This window comes from Flavobacterium bizetiae (assembly GCF_902804475.1).
In the GTDB taxonomy this organism is placed as follows: domain Bacteria; phylum Bacteroidota; class Bacteroidia; order Flavobacteriales; family Flavobacteriaceae; genus Flavobacterium; species Flavobacterium bizetiae.
Window position 1 is genome coordinate 1 of the sequence record NZ_CADCSU010000110.1, and the last position, 16,114, is coordinate 16,114.

Genomic DNA, 16,114 nt, shown 5'->3' on the forward strand with positions numbered 1-16,114 from the left:
CATTTACAGACAGATTGAAAATACTTACAAAATTATTTTAATCTGTAAAATCCTCGCCTTTAAAAGAATACTATTGTGTTTTATTTGAACTGCCTGATAATTAGGTATTTGTTGTTTGTTTTGTAATAAGGACAAGAATGTCTTTTAATATGATATATATCATATTTTGTAAGAACCTAACGTTCTAATTTTGCTTTATAATTGAGGAAGCAAGTACTCATTAATAAATTAAAATTAGATATTTTAATATTTTTATATGAATAATCTATCTCAATCTCACAAAATTTTGTTCTTAAATACGCTGGCTTTTTCAGTGTGTTTTGCGTGTTGGACATTAAATGGAGTTCTGGTTACTTATCTTGTAGATAAAGGAATTTTCAACTGGACAGTAGTTGAAACTGGCTGGTTATTAGGGATTCCTATTCTGTCAGGTTCTATTTTTAGACTTCCCATTGGTATTTTAACAGATAAATATGGTGGTAAAATTATATTTTCTGTCTTATTGTTATTATGCTCCATTCCGCTTTTTCTTCTTCCATTTGCTACTTCTTTTTGGAGTTTTGCCATTCTAAGTTTTTTCTTCGGATTGGTAGGAACAAGTTTTGCTGTTGGAATTGGATATACTTCAATTTGGTATCCTAAAAATTGGCAGGGAAGAGCCTTAGGTATTTTTGGAATGGGAAATGCAGGTGCTGCGATTACAACTTTTATTGCGCCCACTTTACTAAATAAATTCTCAGAAACAGATCCGGTAAACGGATGGAAAATGTTACCCATTATTTATGCTGCCGTATTAGTATTTGTAGGAATAATTTTTATTTTTTTTGCTAAAAATAAAGTCAATCCGGAAGTTTCAAAAACTATGGGAGAATTGATGTCTCCTCTTAAAAATGTTAGAGTCTGGAGATTTGGAGCCTACTATTTTTTAGTTTTTGGATGTTTTGTGGCCTACTCACAATGGCTGGTACCAAATTTCATGAACGTTTATCATACTTCATTAGTAATGGGAGGAATGTTTGCCACCATGTTTAGTTTACCATCAGGAGTTGTTAGGGCATTTGGAGGTTATCTGTCAGATAAGTTCGGGGCAAGAAAAGTGATGTATTGGGTGCTGGGTTCCTCTATAGTAATTAGTTTTTTACTAATGTTTCCAAAAATGGAAATCTTTACTGCCGGACCTGGAGTTCTGGCCACTAGTAATGGAGTCGTGACCGAAATTTCTGCAGATGCAATAGTGGTTAATGGCAAAGTGCATAAAATCAATCAAAAAGAAGTCTCGGAAGATCATGAAACCGCAATTTTCCCAGTGAAAAATTCCTGGCAGGAAATTGTTGTCAAACAAAATCAGGAAGTAAAAAAGAAAGAATTATTAGCTCAGGGTATCACACAAATTAAGTTTAGCGCTAATCTTTGGGTTTACGTGATCTTAGTAATTCTTATTGGTATTTCCTGGGGAATTGGTAAAGCTGCTGTTTATAAGCATATACCGGAATATTTTCCTAATGAAGTGGGAGTAGTAGGAGGAATGGTAGGTTTAATTGGTGGTTTGGGCGGATTCATTGGCCCTATCATCTTTGGTTACTTACTTAATTATACTGGACTCTGGACCAGCTCGTGGATATTTATTTTCGTCATTTCTGTTCTTTGCCTGCTTTGGATGCATCGAACAATTATAAATGTAATGCGAACAAAATCTCCAAATTTTAACAGACATATAGAAGACAATCATTAATAACAAATAATTTAATAAATATACAAATATGAAAACTTGGTTAGACAAATGGGACCCAGAAGATGATGCATTTTGGAGTTCTGGCGGAAGTAAAATTGCCTGGAAAACATTAACAATAACAACTATAACATTACTACTATCATTTGCCTCCTGGTTTATGATGAGTGTAATAGCCGTAAAATTGCCCGGATTAGGATTTAATTTTTCTAAAGATCAGCTTTTTTGGTTAACAGCAATCCCTGGTTTATCAGCAGGTTTTCTAAGAATTATACACACTTTTATTTTACCAATTTTTGGTACACGACATGTAGTTTCTTTTGCTACAGCAATTAAATTAATTCCTGTAATTGGGATTGGTTTCGCAGTGATGGATGTAAATACTCCGTTTTGGGTATTCGCAGTTTTAGCTTTTACAACTGGTTTTGGTGGAGGTGATTTCTCTTCTTACATGCCAAGTACAAGTTTATTCTTCCCTAAAAGACTTAAAGGTACTGCCCTTGGAATTCAGGCCGGAATTGGAAATTTTGGTGTTTCTGTAGCTCAGTTTGTTACCCCACTTGTTCTTAGTGTTGGGATTTATGGAGCAGCATCGGTTTTTACAAGTATCGATCCTAAAGAAACAGTAGCTGTTTTTCAGAATGCAAGTATAGAAAAACAAAAAGAAGTTTTCTCTGCTCTTAATGCTGAGGTACAAACTAAGATTTTATCAAACGTAAAGAAAAATGTAATTGATTCTGTTACTACATCTATACAATCTGATGATAAAGTTGTTCTGTTTACTTCATTGCCGGTAAAAGCCAAAGCTAAAGCGATTGCAAATGCAAACCCAAAAATGGCTGAGAAAATTTTAAATGATCTTAAGCCGGGTAATACCGCAGTTAAAAATCAGGAAATATACCTACAGTCAGCTGCATTCTGGTATGCTCCTTTCTTAATTATATTATCTATTATAAGTTGGTTCTACTTAAGAAGTATTCCAATGAAAGCTTCTATTAAAGAACAAATGGATATTTTCTCTAATAAACATACGTGGTATTGTACCATTACTTATGTAATGACTTTTGGAACATTTGCAGGTTTATCTGCAGCTTTCCCTTTAATGATTAAGTTTTTATACGGAGATTTCCCTAATGCACCTGATCCTTTAGTATATGCATTCTACGGTCCGCTTATTGGATCTGCAAGTAGAATTGCTTTTGGTTTTGTGGCTGATAAAGTAGGAGGTGCAATTCTTACTACAATTACTGGTTTAGGAATTTTAGGAGGTTCAATTATACTGGTAACACAAGGATTAGTAGCGCCAACAAGTATGGAGCAGTTTCCTATGTTTGTAACCGTAATTTTAGCAATGTTCTTCTTTACAGGAATTGGAAATGCAGGTACTTTTAGACAATACCCAATTATTTTTGCTGAAAACCAACGTCAGGCAGCCGGAGTTATCGGTTGGACAGCTGCAATTGCTGCATTTGGACCATTTATCTTTTCTAAATTAATTGGAAATAATCTTTCTGCTAATGGTACTGTAAATCAATTCTTTATTGGTGTTGCTTTTTTTGCTATATTAGCTACAGGTATCAATTGGTGGTTCTATAATCGTAAAGGTTGTGAGAAACCAAGTTAAAAAGTAATCATTAAATTAAAATTAAGGATGAAAAATAAAACGTTTAATACCAAAGCCTTACTTATTGCAACTCTTGTATCCGTACTCACTATAGTACTAGTATTTTACGGATCGAGACAATTGCAAAATTTTGATGCTGCTCTTGTAACCTACTTGTTTGGGACAGTATTCGCTTTTTTCGGAATTGTATACCGATATTCAGTTTGGTTGCAGCGTCCGCCAACGTGGATGTATTTCAAGCGTAGTATAAAATTTCTATTTACGGGAAAAATATTTTCTCATATGTGGTTTTTAGGTAAAGAAACGGTTGAAAACGTTGTAATTCAAAAGTTCATTTATCCTAGAAGTAAATACCGTTGGGCAGCTCACTTTTGCATTGCATTAGGATGCTTATCTGCTTTTGCAATAACAATCCCGCTTACGTTTGGATGGATCCACTTTACATTGGCAGAAAACTCAATATCGGTTTATGAAGCTCATTTTTTTGGGTTTAAAATGATGGATTTCGAAATTGGATCTGTGATGGCATTCTTGATTTTTCACGCATTAAACTGGTCTTCATGGTTAGTTATTATTGGATCTGTTTATTATTTGCGAAGAAGATTAACTAACCCTGGACTAATTGCAACTCAAACTTTCGAAGGAGATTTATTACCGCTTATATTATTGATTGCGATATCAGTTACAGGATTGTGTCTTACATATTCTTATCAGTTTATGAAAGGATTTGCTTTTGATTTTCTTGCTGTTCTTCATGCCGTAACCGTTATTATGTTTTTGATATGGATTCCGTTTGGGAAATTCTTTCACATTATTCAGCGTCCCGCACAGATTGGAGCTCATATTTATAAAAAGGAAGGAATGAAAATGGGAATGGCAGTTTGTCCGCATACCGGAGAAGAATTTGCTACCAAACTTCATATTAATGATTTAAAAATTGTTACCAAGGAATTAGGTTTTGATTTTACACATGAAGACGGTACTTCGCACCTTGATTTAAGTCCGGAAGGAAAAAGATCTCGTTTAGCGAAAGCACACCTAAAAGCAAGATTAGATAGTGGCGGAAGCTTATTTGGATAAAAAAAAGAAAGTTTCAGGTTTCAGGTTTCAAATCCACGTTTTGGATGGAAACCTGAAACTTTAAAACTGAAACAAAAAAAACAAAAATAGACATGGCAAAATTACCCGTATCAACCGAAAAAATTATTGAAGATTTTGGACCGCATTTAAATTATGCACCAAAAGATGGTTACGAAGGTAGAGATGAACCAGATGAGGTAGTAAAAACACATTGTTGTTTTTGCGGAATGCAATGTGGGATTCAATTATTGGTAAAAGAAAATAAAGTAGTAGGTTTTGAACCATGGATGGAATTTCCTTTTAATGAAGGACGTTTATGTCCAAAAGGAGTTCAGCGTTATCTGCAAAATAACCATCCTGACCGCCTTTTAAATCCTTTAAAAAGAGTAGAAGGAAAAGGTTTCGAGAAAACTACCTGGGATGAAGCAATGGATAAGACCGTATCTGAAATCAAAAGAATTCAGGACAAATATGGGAAACATGCCTTTGCAATGTTATCAGGAGTATCATTAACAAATGAAAAAAGTTATCTGGTAGGAAAGTTTGCCCGCGTTGCCTTAAAAACAAGAAATCTGGATTATAACGGAAGACTTTGTATGGTAAGCGCCGGGGCCGGAAATAAAAAAGCTTTTGGTCTGGATCGTGCTTCAAACAATTATTCTGATTTAGAACATGCCGAAGTAATTATCGTTACCGGAGCAAATATTAGTGAAACTTTTCCAACATTAACCCATTGGATCTGGAAAGCCAGAGATCGCGGAGCGAAATTAATTGTTATCGATCCAAGAATGATTCCGTTGGCAAGAACAGCAGATATTCACCTGGATATAAAACCGGGAACAGATTCTGCTTTATATGGTGCCATGCTAAAATATTTGGTAGATCACGATATGCTGGATCATGATTTTATAGATAATTATACTTCAGGTTTTCAGGAAACAATAGATGCTGTAAAAGACAATACGCTCGAATGGGCTGAGGAAATTACGGGTATCGATAAAGAAAAGATTAAAGCTGCTGCCGAATTATGGGGAAAAGCAAAAACAAGCTTTTTACTTCACGCCCGTGGTATCGAACAACATTCTAAAGGAGTTGATAATGTGGTAGGCTGTATCAATTTAGTTCTGGCAACAGGAAGACTTGGCAGACCTTATTGTGGATATGCAACAATAACCGGACAAGGAAATGGACAGGGAGGTAGAGAGCACGGACATAAGTGTGATCAATTACCTGGAAACAGAGATATTGAAAATCCGGAACACCGTAAGTACATCTCTGATGTTTGGGGAATCGATGAAAAAGATTTACCGGGAAAAGGCTTATCGGCTTATGAAATTATTGATGCCATTCATAGAGGAGAAATCAAAGGTTTACTTTCTATATGTTTTAATCCCTTAGTATCATTGCCTAATAATAATTATGTAAGAGAGGCACTTGAAAAATTAGAGTTTTATGTTTGTATTGATTTCTTTTTGAATGAAACTGCCCGCCATGCAGATATTGTTCTTGCAGGATCTTTACAAGAAGAAGAAGAAGGAACTACAACTTCAGCCGAAGGTCGTGTTATTCGAATTCGTCAGGCGGTTACGCCTCCCGGAGATGCAAGAACTGATACTTCTATATTCTTAGAATTAGCTAAAAGATTAGGCGAAGAAGATAAGTTTACATACGAAAATAGCGAAGCGATATTTAATGAGCTACGTGTTGCTTCTAACGGAGGAACAGCCAATTATTTTGGTATTTCTTATAAAAAGATAGAAGATAATATGGGCGTTTTCTGGCCTTGTCCTACAGATGATCACCCGGGAACACCAAGATTATGGGAAGATAAAGTATTTTGTACTCCAGATAAAAAAGCACATTTTAATCCCGCTCCTTACAGATTACCTAGTGAGGTTACAGATGATGAATATCCGATAACCCTTACTACAGGACGTGTTGTTTCTCAATATTTGAGCGGAACACAAACCCGAAGAATTGGTAAACTGGTAGATCAGTTTCCTGAACCAATGGTAGAAATTCATCCGGAACTTGCTGCCCAGTACGGCATCAAGCAACGAGAGCTGATAAAAGTTGTAACCCGAAGAGGGGAAGGACTTTTTCCTGCCAATATTGTTGAAACAATTAGAAAAGATACTGTCTTTATTCCTTATCACTGGCCAGGAATGAAATCAGCAAATCAATTAACGATTGGAACTTTAGATCCGGTTTCAAAAATGCCCGAGTTTAAAGTTTGTGCGTGTGAACTATATCCACAAGGAACAATAGCACCGCCATCAAGTGAATCTGAAGCTTATGCAAGTGTTTAATCTATAAAAAAAGCCACGATGAATTTAACTAATTTCAATAAAAACGAAGAGTTTTTTGTAGATCTGCAACGTTGTATCGGTTGCAAAGCTTGTGAAATGGCTTGTGCCGAATGTGAAACAAATGGACAGGAATCATTAATAAGCGTGAATTATGTAGAACGTTCTTCAACAATTCAGACTACTGTACAAGTTTGTATGCATTGTGAAGATCCTGTTTGTGCGAATGTTTGTCCTGCTGATGCTATTTCTCAGGACGAATTTGGCGTAGTTCATACCGCAAATACAGAAAGATGTATTGGATGTTCAAATTGTGTAATGGCATGTCCGTTTGGAGTTCCTAAAAAAATGGAAGAGTACGATTTGATGATGAAATGTACCATGTGTTACGACAGAACGAGTGTAGGTAAAAAACCGATGTGTGCAACTGTTTGTCCTAGTGGTGCATTGTTCTACGGAACAAGAGCTGAAATCGAAGAAATGAGACCAAATAGTTCCCCAATCAATACATTTATTTTTGGTAAAGAAGTAGTAAACACCAAAGTAAATATTATGATGCCTAAGGGAAGTAAAGAATTAAGAATATATTAAATCTATATCCATGTCAAAAGAAGATAATTTAAATGAAAACTGGAAAAAAGATTTCCCAATAAAAAAACTGGAATCCACTCAGGTAAGCCGTCGTGATTTTGCGAAGTTCCTGACTTTTGTTTCCGGAGGATTAATGGTAGGAAGCGGATTCGTAGCTGCCAAATCTTATTTAATGCCAAAAGAAGGTGTTCAGGGAGAACATTTTATTTGCAATAAAGACGAAGTTCCGGTAGGAGGAACAAGAGGATTCGTCATCGAAGGAAGTACAATTCCATATATATTGATTCATTTAGAAAGTGGAGATTTCAGGGCTTATGAGCAAAAATGTACACATCTTTCCTGTTCTGTATTTTACAAACCCGGAACCGGAATTATTCACTGTCCATGTCACGAAGGTTCATTCGATGCCATGACGGGAGATGTATTGGCGGGACCTCCACCAAGAGCTTTGCCTCAGTTAGAAGTGTTTTTTAAAGACAATGCCGTTTACGTAAAAGCAATGGTAGAGAACAAAGACGCTTAGTTTTAACCCTAAATTAGATACTTATGAGTACTTTTAGAAGAAGTCAGAATCGCGCCAATCCTAATAAACTTAATATTATACTGTCTACGCTTATTTGCGTTTTAATTTTAAATGTAAGTATACAAATTTGGTTATTATATGCAGCCCTTAATAATGCATTAGACAATAATAGAGAAATACTGGTGCCTGCTTTTATTGCTTCTGCTGTTTTATTTTTTATTGGATTTGCATGGTTGTATTATTTACCAAGCGGAAATTTCAGGAGAAAAATAGTGAAGTAAAATTTATTAAACAGAACAATAAGCTATTTGTCGTTTTTTCTGGAACTATATGAAGAATTAAGCTTAAATTTATATTCTTTTAAAATTTTAGATAATTAATAATTTAAACTAAGTAAAAATACTTATATTTGTAATAAGTATTTTTTGCTTATATACACAATAGCAACCATGATTCAAGTCGAAGAAGCCTTATCAATTATTGCAGAGAATAGCACTAATATGCCAGTTCAGAAAATTCAGGTGAGTAAATCACTGGGTTATATTTTGGCAGAAACAGTGTATTCTCCAATTGCAATGCCGCCATTTCGTCAATCTGCGATGGATGGTTATGCTTTTATTCATAGCGAAAAACATCAATATGATATAGTTGGTATTTCACAGGCAGGAGATCATTCAAAAATAAAACTGAAAGAAAATGAAGCAGTAAGGATTTTTACAGGCGCTCATGTACCCAATAATGCGGACACTGTAATCATGCAAGAGCATGTAATGGCGACTGAAAAATCAATTTTAATTACCAGAATGCCGGAACAATTTGCTAATGTTCGTAACAAAGGAGAGCAAATTGGAGAAGAAGAGGTTGTTTTTAAAGCAAATACTTTAATTACACCCGCTGCAATTGGTTTTTTAGCCTGTTTAGGAATTACTGAAGTTGAAGTTTTTAAAAAGCCAAAAGTCGCAATTTTAGTTACGGGAAACGAATTAGTAGAACCTGGTGAGAAATTATCTAAAGGGAAAATTTACGAAAGTAACTCCGTGATGTTGCAGGCTGCACTTCAGACCATCGGAATAAAAAAAACGAAAGTTTATAAAGTAAAAGACAATCTTAAAGCAACTAAAAAAGCATTAAAGGAAATTTTAAAGAAAAATGATATCGTTTTAATCTCAGGCGGAATTTCTGTTGGAGATTATGATTTTGTGAAAGAAGCATTACTAGAAAACGGAGTACAGGAACTTTTTTATAAAATCAATCAGAAACCTGGAAAACCAATGTTTTTCGGATCTAAAAATGATACTTTAGTTTTTGCTTTGCCCGGAAATCCGGCTTCGTCATTAACTAATTTTTATATTTACGTTTATCCGGCAATTAAAAACAGAATGGGATTTTCGGATATTCATTTGAAGAAAATGCTTCGAAAATTAAATGATAACGTTACCAATACAACCGGAAAAACATTATTTTTAAAAGCGTTGTATGATGAAACCCATGTTACAGTTTTAAACGGCCAGAGTTCGGCAATGCTGAATACTTTTGCCATCGCCAATAGTTTATTAGTTGTTCCAAATGATGTAGAAAGTTTAAAAAAAGGACAACTCGTTACGCTTTTACCAATAGATTAGTTTTTAGATAAAGAGAATAGAATAAAGAGAATTGAGTGAACGTTTGAAAGGCAGTATGTAAATTTAAACATATAGCATAAGCCTGAAACAAGAAAAACTTGAAACTTGAAACAAAAAAATAAAAACCCGAAACAAAATTATGAGTCTTCTTAGTTCCGAAAATATTATATTATTCAGCTTTGCGTTAATTGTGATTGCTTTTTTGTATTCTAGTGTAGGGCATGGCGGCGCATCGGGATATTTGGCTTTGATGACGATTTTTGCTTTTCCGGTTGCTATTATGAAACCTTCGGCTTTGCTGTTGAATTTATTTGTGTCAAGCATTTCGTTTTTCTTTTATTACAGAATGAATTATTTCAAGCCAAAGCTGTTTTATCCTTTTGCTATTGCTTCGGTTCCTGCCGCGTTTATTGGTGGTTTTGTGACTTTAGACAATACGATTTATAAAATTATCTTAGGTCTTGTATTGGTTTTTGCAGCACTAAGATTATTTGGAATATTTAATTTTAAAGAAAAAGAAGCAGTCGAAATCAAATTACCTTTTGCATTGGCAATAGGATTTATAATAGGGTTATTGTCGGGAATGTTAGGAATTGGTGGCGGAATTATCCTGAGTCCAATTTTATTGTTCCTGGGTTGTGCCACCGTTAAAGAATCTGCAGCAATATCAAGTTTATTCATTTTTGTGAATTCATTTGCAGGAATGTTAGGATTCTTTTTAGGAGGAAAAACGATTCCAACCGAGAGTTTTTATCTCGTTCCGATTGCAGTTATTGGAGGCGTTTTAGGTGGATTTTACGGAAGTGGGTATTTCTCTAATAAAACATTAAAATTTGTTTTAGGAACTGTGATATTAATGGCAAGTATAAAATTAATTTTTCCGTAAAATGAGTTTAAATTTTAAACACATAGAAACATAGATTTTATAGTTTACGAAAAGGTAATAATGCTAACAAGTTATCACACATAGCTATGTGTATTCATGTAAAGTGAAACGACTTTTAAGCGGTCTGAAAAAATATGTTTCTATGTGTTAGAAAACTATAATTATAAATGATTTAATATGGAATCACTAACCGTTTTTATCCTGTGTGGAGGAAAAAGTTCTCGAATGCAATCGGAGAAAGGATTAGTTCTGTTTCAGAATAAACCATTTATTGAGCATATCATTAAAGCAGTTTTACCCATTACATCAACTATAAAATTAATAACTAATAATAAAGAATACGACTATTTAGCATACCAAAAAATACCCGATATTATTACTGATAAAGGACCTTTGGGAGGAATTTATACGGCTTTAGCAAATTCTGAAACAGAATTTAATTTGATTCTGAGTTGTGATATTCCGTTAATTTCTACCGAATTATTATCAGAATTAATTTCAAAACACAATCAGGAAGCGGAAATTACCGTTTTTGCTTCTGAAAGCAGAATGCATCCCTTAATTGGAATTTATTCTAAAAAAGTATTACCCATTATCAAAAGCGCAATTGATAATGACGATTTAAAAATGATGAATTTGATAGCAAAGATTCCGCATCAAATCATCACTATAGACGAGAGTGAAAACTTTCATCTGACTAATATTAATTCTGTTGACGAATTAAATGACCTGAACATCAATTTAAGTTAAAAGTTATGCGAAATTTAAAAACACCAAAATTAACGATTGTAGGCGCAGGTCCGGGCGATGTAGAATTAATTACGTTAAAAGCCATCAAGGCTTTAGAAAAAGCTGATGTTGTTTTATACGATGCGCTTGTCAATGAAGAGTTATTGCAATACGCAACAAAGGCAGAAATTGTTTTTGTTGGTAAAAGATTGGGTTGTCACGCTTATACGCAGGATCAGATTAACGAATTGATTGTTTCAATGGCAAATCGTTATGGTCATGTAGTACGATTAAAAGGCGGTGATCCGTTTATTTTTGGAAGAGGAAGTGAAGAAATTGAATATGCAGAACAATTTGGCGTAGAAACCAATATTGTTCCCGGAATTTCATCGGCTTTGGGTGTTCCGGCTTCGGTTGGAATAAGTCTAACACAACGCCAGATAGCCGAAAGTTTTTGGGTAATTACAGGAACAACCTCTAATCATGAATTGTCTAAAGATGTTCATTTAGCTTCAAAATCGAATGCGACGGTGGTTATTTTAATGGGAATGCATAAATTAGAAGAGATTATTTCGATCTATCAGCAAAATAGAAAAGATGATTTACCGATAGCAATTATTCAAAACGGAACTAAAAATACCGAGCAAAAAGTAGTAGGAACGATAAGTTCAATTCGTAAATTAGTGGTTGAAAATGAAATTTCGTCACCGGCAATTATTGTGATTGGAGAAGTAGTAAAAAATACTTCAAGGCTGACGTCTTATTTTCAGGAACATTTTGAAGATGAATTTATTTTTCAGAATTTAAATTTAAAATAATGATTGAGATTAAATATTTTGGTGCTGTAGCTGAAAAGACAAAATGTAGTTTCGAAAAGATTTCTTCTTCTGAATTATCCTTGCAGGATTTGTTGCAGGATTTAGAAGAAAAATATCAATTTGAGGCCATGTCTTTTAGTGTGGCAGTAAATCAAAAAATTATACCAAAAGCAGCAGATTACAAGTTACAAACTAGTGATATTGTGGCGCTTTTGCCTCCTTTTGCAGGAGGATAAATTAAATTGGCATGAATACAACAGCACGTTATAACAGACAAATGATTCTTCCGGAAATAGGAGAAGCAGGTCAGCATAAATTATCTAAAGCTAAAGTTCTGGTTATTGGAGCAGGTGGTTTGGGAGCTTCTATACTACCTTATTTAGCTGCGGCTGGTGTAGGTAAAATAGGGATTGTCGATGATGATGTGATCGAGATTTCGAATTTACATCGTCAGGTAATTTATAAAAGTTCTGCTGTTGGAAAATACAAAGCAGAGGAAGCTAAATTGATGATTGCTGAACTGAATCCGCTTGTAAAAGTGAATGCAATTACAGAGAAATTATCTGGAAAAAATGCCATTTCCTTATTTGAAAATTATGACATTATTGTAGATGCAACAGATAATATTGCAATTAAATACCTCATAAACGATGCTTGTTTCATAACCAATAAACCCGTGGTTTACGGATCTATTTTTAGATTTCAGGGCCAGGTTTCGGTTTTTAATTATCAAAACGGACCTACTTACAGATGTTTGTATCCGGATGAAAATACTCAGTCGGCGAGTTGTGAAGATGCCGGAGTAATTGGAATTACAGTTGGAATTATCGGAATGCTTCAGGCTAACGAAGTAATCAAAATGATTTTAGAAATGGGAGAAGTTTTGAGTGGTAAAATATTAGTATATAATATTTTGAATAATGAGCAGCAAAAGTATGATTTTGATAAAAACACGAATGTTGTAATTGATTCAGAAAGCTTTCAGAAAAAATATGATACTATTGAAAATCAAATAGAAGAAGTTTTAGTAGGAGATATTCTGAGTAAAATTGATTCTAATGAAGTGCTTCTTCTGGATGTTCGAAATCATGATGAGGAACCTAAAATTAGCTTCAAAAATGGAATTCAGATTCCTTTAATGAATTTAGAGAATGAAATTGAAAAACTGAATCCAGGTCAGGAGATCTATATTTTCTGCCAATCCGGAATCAGAAGTAAAATGGCAGTGGAATTGCTTAAGAAACATCAGTTTAAAAATATAAAAAGTATTGCCGGAGGCGCTTTGGCAATGAAACAATTATTAAAAGAAAAAATTACTCTTTAAATTTAATAGTGTGCTTCTATGAAAAAAATATTGTTTCTATTGTTTTTTACGCAATTTGCCTTCTCTCAAAAACATGTTGATTATACTGGCGAAACAGAAATTTATATAGCTTATGAAAAGGCTGATAAGCAATTGAATACAATTTATAATCAATTAAAAAAGAAGTTAGGGGCAAAAGATCAAACAAATTTGGTGAACTCTCAAAAAGACTGGATAAAATTTAGAGACTCAAATTGTAAATTTAAAAGTTATCCGGAAGGCGAAGGCGGTGTGATGGCAAATAAAATGTATGCTGATTGCAGAACGCAAATAACAATCAGCAGAACAGAGGAATTACAAAGTTTATTAAATGGTTTTTAAGAGTAATTTCATAATGTTTAATTTGTACTAATTCGTGAAATTAGTGGCAAAAAATTGGTGTAAATCTGTGAGTAAAATTCACAGCTAAAAATAAAATATAATGAGTAAAAATGTATTTGTAGAAGGGCCAATAGCTCCTGAATTTATCGCTGAGTCGATTGCGAAACATCAGTCGAAACACACGATTGGGGCGCATAATATTTTTTTAGGACAAGTTCGTGCAGATGTTATTCATGATAATACTGTCGTAGCAATTGATTATTCGGCTTATACAGATATGGCGAATGAGGCTTTACATACAATTCGTGAAAAAGCGTTTGCCAAATTCGACTTAACCTGTATGCATATTTATCACAGTTTAGGTGTTGTAAAAGCAGGTGAAATCTGCTTGTTCGTTTTTGTTTCGGCAACACGACGCAAACAGGTTTATGAAGCGACAGAAGCCATTGTAAACTGGATTAAAACCGATGTGCCAATTTTTGGTAAAGAAATGTTTGAAAACGATACATTCACCTGGAAACAAAATACTAATGGTTGATATTACGCATAAAATAAACACCTTAAGAGCTGCGACAGCGACAGCAATTGTGAAAGTAAGCAAACAGGAAACAATTGATGCCGTCGTAAACAATCTGGTACCAAAAGGAAATGTATTTGAAATGGCGAAAACGGCTGGATTATTTGCGGTAAAAAACACGCATTTATCGATTCCGGATTGTCATCCAATTCCAATTGAATTTACCTCTGTAGAATATAAAATAGAAGGTTTAACGATCGAAATTATCTTTAATGTAAAAACGGTTTACAAAACCGGAGTTGAGGTTGAAGCCATGCACGGCGCATCTATTGTAGCATTGACAATGTACGATATGCTAAAACCGATTGACAAAGAAATTGAAATTTCGACTATAAAACTGATCAATAAAGATGGCGGAAAATCATCTTTTAAAAATAAATTTTCGAATGTAATCAAAGCCGCAGTTTTTGTTTGCTCTGATTCTATTTTTGCGGGTGATAAAGAAGATCGTTCCGGAAAAGTTATTGTTGAGAAACTGAATGCGTGCGGAGTAGAAACAGCGCATTATGAAATTATTCCTGACGAATTAGATACTATTCAGGAAAAAACCAAGGCTTTCGCCAAAGAACATCAATTGGTCATTTTTACCGGAGGAACAGGATTATCTCCAAGAGATGTTACACCAGAAGCTTTATCGCCATTATTGGAAAGCAGAATTCCCGGAATTGAAGAAGCGATTCGCAATTATGGTCAGCAACGAATGCCCTATGCTATGTTATCAAGAACAGTTGCGGGAACATTAGGAAAAAGTTTGGTTTTGGCCTTGCCGGGATCAACAAACGGAGCCAGAGAATCTATGGATGCCGTATTTCCTCATGTATTGCACGTTTTTCATATTTTAAAAGGAAAAAATCATGACAGCCTCTAAAACCATTTTAACGGATGATTTTGGACGAAAACACAATTATTTGCGTATTTCGTTGTTAGAGAAATGCAATTTGCGTTGTACGTATTGCATGCCTGCTGACGGAATCGAATTGTCTCCAAAAGCCAGCTTAATGACGGCCGATGAGATTTTTTCGATTGCCCAAACTTTCGTAGAAAATGGTGTTGATAAAATTAGATTAACAGGAGGCGAACCGCTTTTGCGAAAAGATTTTCCTGAAATTGCTTCAAAATTAGCCACTCTGGGCGTTGCCCTTTCGATTACAACAAACGGTATTTTGATTGATCGCCATATTGAGACTTTAAAGCGCTATGGGATTAATAAAATCAATTTGAGTTTAGATACGCTTATTGCTTCTAAATTTCATTCTGTAACGCTTAGAAATCAGTTTGAGAAAGTGGTTGATAATTTGCATTTACTTTTAAATAATGATTTTAAGGTAAAAGTAAATGTAGTTTTGATGAAAGGTTTTAATGAAAATGAAATTGTAGATTTTATCAAATTAACGCAACATTTGCCATTATCAGTTCGCTTTATTGAGTTTATGCCTTTTGCCGGAAACGAGTGGGACAGAAGCAAGATGATTTCTCAGAATGAAATTTTATCAGAACTGGAAAATGCTTTCTCTTCTGAAGAAATTGAAAAATTAGAAGACGAAAAAAACTTCACGGCCAGAACTTATAAAATAAAAGGTTTTCAGGGCGATTTCGGAATCATAAGTTCTATTACAAATCCGTTTTGTGATGGTTGCAACAGAATTCGTCTGACTGCAAACGGAAAAATAAAAAATTGTCTTTTCTCTAATTCTGAAACCGATTTGCTAACACCTTTTAGAAATGGTGAATCGATTACTAATTTGATTTCTGAATCGATTAAAAGTAAAAAGAAGGTGAGAGCCGGAATGGTAACGCTCGAAGAAATAGACGATCCAAAACTTCATTTTGATAATCGTAGTATGATTGCGATTGGAGGATAGTTTCTTTGCTTAAACTGTTATTTTTTTAGGAGCTAATCCCGCTATTCGTTCCAATCTTTTGTGCCGAACACCGGCACAAAAGG

General features: G+C 34.4%; 17 protein-coding genes. All 17 read left to right on the top strand.

Annotation, left to right across the window (positions count from 1 at the left end; genetic code table 11):
• Positions 1–256: 256 nt before the first annotated feature.
• The 17 genes from FLACOL7796_RS15450 to moaA all read left to right on the top strand — a co-directional run bounded on the left by FLACOL7796_RS15450 (position 257) and on the right by moaA (position 16,031).
• The gene (locus FLACOL7796_RS15450; protein ID WP_173971634.1) at positions 257–1,732 is read left to right on the top strand and encodes an MFS transporter; all 1,476 of its coding nucleotides are present in this window, start codon (positions 257–259) and stop codon (positions 1,730–1,732) included.
• Positions 1,733–1,760: 28 nt separating this feature from the next.
• On the top strand, positions 1,761–3,353 hold the full coding sequence (locus FLACOL7796_RS15455) for a magnesium transporter MgtE N-terminal domain-containing protein (protein WP_173971635.1): 1,593 nt from the start codon (positions 1,761–1,763) through the stop codon (positions 3,351–3,353).
• A 27-nt stretch (positions 3,354–3,380) separates the two neighbouring features.
• On the top strand, positions 3,381–4,433 hold the full coding sequence (locus FLACOL7796_RS15460) for an MFS transporter (RefSeq protein WP_173971636.1): 1,053 nt from the start codon (positions 3,381–3,383) through the stop codon (positions 4,431–4,433).
• A 92-nt stretch (positions 4,434–4,525) separates the two neighbouring features.
• On the top strand, positions 4,526–6,742 hold the full coding sequence (locus FLACOL7796_RS15465; RefSeq protein WP_173971637.1) for a molybdopterin oxidoreductase family protein: 2,217 nt from the start codon (positions 4,526–4,528) through the stop codon (positions 6,740–6,742).
• A gap of 18 nt (positions 6,743–6,760) precedes the next feature.
• Positions 6,761–7,330, top strand: a complete 570-nt coding sequence (locus FLACOL7796_RS15470; RefSeq protein ID WP_173971638.1) for a 4Fe-4S dicluster domain-containing protein — start codon at positions 6,761–6,763, stop codon at positions 7,328–7,330.
• Positions 7,331–7,340: 10 nt separating this feature from the next.
• The gene (locus tag FLACOL7796_RS15475; protein WP_173971639.1) at positions 7,341–7,853 is read left to right on the top strand and encodes a QcrA and Rieske domain-containing protein; all 513 of its coding nucleotides are present in this window, start codon (positions 7,341–7,343) and stop codon (positions 7,851–7,853) included.
• Positions 7,854–7,876: 23 nt separating this feature from the next.
• Entirely contained in the window at positions 7,877–8,134 is a 258-nt protein-coding gene (locus tag FLACOL7796_RS15480; protein WP_173971640.1) for a DUF6755 family protein, read from the top strand.
• 168 nt (positions 8,135–8,302) lie between these two features.
• A complete protein-coding gene (locus tag FLACOL7796_RS15485) occupies positions 8,303–9,475 on the top strand; it encodes a molybdopterin molybdotransferase MoeA (protein WP_173971641.1) in 1,173 nt (390 codons plus the stop codon).
• A 139-nt stretch (positions 9,476–9,614) separates the two neighbouring features.
• Positions 9,615–10,361, top strand: coding sequence for a sulfite exporter TauE/SafE family protein (locus FLACOL7796_RS15490; protein ID WP_173971642.1), 747 nt, complete (start codon positions 9,615–9,617; stop codon positions 10,359–10,361).
• Between the two features lie 177 nt (positions 10,362–10,538).
• Complete coding sequence (locus FLACOL7796_RS15495; protein ID WP_173971643.1) at positions 10,539–11,111, top strand: molybdenum cofactor guanylyltransferase; 573 nt, start codon at positions 10,539–10,541, stop codon at positions 11,109–11,111.
• Between the two features lie 5 nt (positions 11,112–11,116).
• Complete coding sequence (cobA, locus tag FLACOL7796_RS15500) at positions 11,117–11,908, top strand: uroporphyrinogen-III C-methyltransferase (protein WP_173971644.1); 792 nt, start codon at positions 11,117–11,119, stop codon at positions 11,906–11,908.
• The gene (locus FLACOL7796_RS15505; RefSeq protein ID WP_173971645.1) at positions 11,908–12,144 is read left to right on the top strand and encodes a MoaD/ThiS family protein; all 237 of its coding nucleotides are present in this window, start codon (positions 11,908–11,910) and stop codon (positions 12,142–12,144) included. Before cobA ends, FLACOL7796_RS15505 begins: the two co-directional genes overlap by 1 nt.
• 11 nt (positions 12,145–12,155) lie before the next feature.
• Entirely contained in the window at positions 12,156–13,232 is a 1,077-nt protein-coding gene (gene moeB / locus FLACOL7796_RS15510; RefSeq protein ID WP_173971646.1) for a HesA/MoeB/ThiF family protein, read from the top strand.
• Positions 13,233–13,250: 18 nt separating this feature from the next.
• Positions 13,251–13,592 (top strand): lysozyme inhibitor LprI family protein, encoded by a 342-nt coding sequence (locus tag FLACOL7796_RS15515; RefSeq protein ID WP_173971647.1) that lies wholly within the window; start codon positions 13,251–13,253, stop codon positions 13,590–13,592.
• 100 nt (positions 13,593–13,692) lie between these two features.
• Entirely contained in the window at positions 13,693–14,130 is a 438-nt protein-coding gene (locus FLACOL7796_RS15520; RefSeq protein ID WP_173971648.1) for a molybdenum cofactor biosynthesis protein MoaE, read from the top strand.
• Positions 14,123–15,037 (top strand): bifunctional molybdenum cofactor biosynthesis protein MoaC/MoaB, encoded by a 915-nt coding sequence (gene moaCB, locus FLACOL7796_RS15525; RefSeq protein WP_173971649.1) that lies wholly within the window; start codon positions 14,123–14,125, stop codon positions 15,035–15,037. The genes FLACOL7796_RS15520 and moaCB overlap by 8 nt, the downstream gene beginning before the upstream one ends.
• Complete coding sequence (moaA, locus tag FLACOL7796_RS15530; RefSeq protein WP_173971650.1) at positions 15,024–16,031, top strand: GTP 3',8-cyclase MoaA; 1,008 nt, start codon at positions 15,024–15,026, stop codon at positions 16,029–16,031. The genes moaCB and moaA overlap by 14 nt, the downstream gene beginning before the upstream one ends.
• The last annotated feature ends 83 nt before the right edge of the window (positions 16,032–16,114 follow it).